At 62.2% G+C, this 1,720-nt stretch carries 2 protein-coding genes; both read right to left on the reverse strand.

The genetic code is table 11. From position 1 onward, the window contains the following. The coding region (locus A477_RS22525) for a glucose-6-phosphate dehydrogenase assembly protein OpcA (protein WP_044569211.1) at positions 1-263 on the reverse strand (263 nt) is incomplete at its 3' end. Further along, the coding region (gene zwf / locus A477_RS0118965; protein ID WP_017200465.1) for a glucose-6-phosphate dehydrogenase at positions 260-1,720 on the reverse strand (1,461 nt) is incomplete at its 5' end. The genes zwf and A477_RS22525, both read right to left, overlap by 4 nt.

Consider the following 1,720-nt stretch of genomic DNA (forward strand, 5'->3'; position numbering starts at 1 on the left):
GCGCCGGCGTCGCCGCCGACACGGATTTGCGCGTCGAGCCGGTCGGGTCCTTCCGCGCCGGCGTCGGCCAGGACGATGATCCGGCAAGGGTGTTCCCGGCTGGCTTCGTTGGCTGCCTCGATGGCGTCTTCTTCCTGCCCGGACTTGGTCACTACCACCAAGGTCAGCACACGACCCAACGCGATGACGCCGCCTTGCTCGCGCAGGGACATGATCTTCTTGGAGATCTTGGAGGTGGTGGTATCGGGAAGATCTACGATCATGGCCTTCTCCAGGTTCGTCCGTCACGGGCCAGCAGGGCATCGGCCGAGGCCGGCCCCCAACTGCCCGGTGCGTAGGGTTGGGGTTGTTCGTCCAGGCCTGCCCAGTATTCCTCGAACGGGTCAAGGATTTTCCAGGACAGTTCCACTTCCTGGTGCCGCGGGAACAGGGGAGGCTCGCCCAGGAGCACGTCCAGGATCAGCCGCTCATACGCTTCGGGGCTGGACTCGGTGAACGAGTGTCCGTAGCCGAAGTCCATGGTGACATCACGGACTTCCATCTGCGTGCCCGGGACCTTGGACCCGAACCGGATCGTGGCGCCCTCGTCGGGCTGGACCCGGATCACCACGGCGTTCTGGCCGAAGTCATCCTCACCATGGTCCCGGAACAACAGGTTAGGGGCGCGTTTGAACACCACCGCGATCTCGGTCACACGCCGGCCCAACCGCTTCCCGGCGCGCAGGTAGAACGGCACCCCGTTCCAGCGGCGGGTATTGATATCCACCCGGATCGCCGCAAACGTTTCGGTCTTCGAATCGGCCGGGATCCCGTCCTCGTCCAAATACCCCAGGACTTCCTCCCCGCCCTGCCACCCACCGGTGAACTGACCCCGCGCCGAATGCGTCGAGAGATCCTCGGGCAGTTTCACCGCGGCAAGGACCTTCTCCTTTTCCGCCCGCAAATCATCGGCGTTAAAGGAGATGGGTTCTTCCATGGCCGTCAACGCCAGCAACTGCAGCAAATGGTTCTGGATCACGTCGCGGGCAGCGCCCACACCGTCGTAATACCCGGCCCGCCCACCGGTGCCGATGTCCTCGGCCATGGTGATCTGGACATGATCCACATAGTTCGCGTTCCAGAGCGGCTCGAACAACTGGTTCGCGAAACGCAACGCCAGGATGTTCTGCACCGTCTCCTTCCCCAAATAATGGTCAATCCGGAACACCGCATCCGGCGGGAACACCGACTCGACAATGTCGTTCAACTGCCGGGCCGACTCAAGGTCGTGACCGAACGGCTTCTCAATCACCACCCGCCGCCACTGCCCCGGCTTCGCCTGCGCCAGGCCATGCTTGGACAACTGCCGGCAAACCTGCTCGAACGCCTTGGGCGGAATGGACAAGTAAAAACCGTGGTTACCCCGGGTACCCCGGGTCTCATCCAACTCATCAAGGACATCACCCAGACGCTCGAAAGCGTCGTCGTCGTCGAACTCGCCCCGAACAAAACGGATACCCGAAGCCAACTGCTCCCACACCGCTTCATCGAACTTCGTCCGCGCATGGGCCTTGACGTTTTCCTTGACCTCAGCCGCGAAATCCGCGTTATCCCACTCACGCCGGCCAAAACCCACCAACGCGAAACTCGGCGGCAACAACCCACGATTAGCCAAGTCATAAACCGCCGGCATGAGCTTCTTACGGGCAAGATCACCAGTGACTCCGAAGAACACCAACGA

It is taken from the genome of Arthrobacter sp. M2012083, assembly GCF_000281065.1.
Classification (GTDB): Bacteria; Actinomycetota; Actinomycetes; order Actinomycetales; family Micrococcaceae; genus Arthrobacter.